Source organism: Nonomuraea sp. 10N515B (assembly GCF_052245915.1).
GTDB lineage: Bacteria > Actinomycetota > Actinomycetes > Streptosporangiales > Streptosporangiaceae > Nonomuraea.
In genome coordinates, this window is the sequence record NZ_JBQQBQ010000211.1 from 1 (window position 1) to 969 (window position 969).

The 969-nt window shown below is 68.1% G+C and carries 1 pseudogene; it reads right to left on the reverse strand.

The features are described 5' to 3' along the window. Positions 1–371, reverse strand: a pseudogene (locus tag ACTWQA_RS59090) (hypothetical protein); the annotation flags it as partial. Between the last annotated feature and the right edge of the window lie 598 nt (positions 372–969).

Sequence of the window (969 nt, forward strand, 5' to 3'; positions counted from 1 at the left end):
ATCGACAGCGGGCGATACTGATCCTTCAGCCCCGGCTTGGGGATCAACACTCTCCGTGCCGGCAGCGGCCGATACCGCCGCTCCCGCAGTTCGGCGCCCACCTCGTCCAGGAGCCGGTCGACTCCGTACTCCTCGACCTGGGCCACAGTGGTCTTGTCGATGCCCGGTGCGCCGTTGTTGGTGCGCACCGCCACCCACGCGCGCTGCAGCACGTCTCTGCGGCAGACCTTGTCGAACAGCGCGTGGAACCTCCGTCCGGGATCGGCCTTGGCCGCCCGGTAAAGCGCATGCTGCAGGGCACGGACCGGATCACGCGGAACCCGTGGTTCCCGCGATCCCTTCGCGGCGGGACTAGCCTGACCGGCACTCACCGGGCCCCTCCCTGGTCAGTCGCTGCGCATCGACGAAGCAGCGGCCCTTCCCTCACCGCCGGTTGTGTTGTCCGGTCGGCTCGATCGGTACTACGGCCGCCTCCGACGCCCACCCGGCTCACCGCCCACTTCCCGGCTCCGACCGGTTATAGGGCGCGACGCTCCGGCAACAAAGACACGCTTCCGCAGGTTGCCGGGCCGGGGAGGGCCTCCCCAGTTCCCGCCGCCGCTATCGATGCGTTCCGCGCCCCATACGCCGGGGAGTCCTTGACGGCTGCGCTTCCAGGCTCTTCACCGCGTCCATGGCCTTCGCCCCGGTTTCGAGAGGCTCGGCACTCCCTTGTCCCACCCGAAGGCGGGCTGAGTAACGACGCCGCAGGCTTCGCTTCATGCTACGGACCACACCGTCGCTCCCCCATAAACAGGGCCTTTGACGCTGGGCTTCGACCCCGCCCGTTTCCAGACGAAACCGCCAGCCTGCTACCGGACCTCCTGGCAGCTACCCGGACCGGACTTCCACCGGCAAGCGACGACGAGCTTACGAACAGACGATCAGCCGCTATGTCACGGCTTCACCTCCTGTTCTGCTGGGCGCACG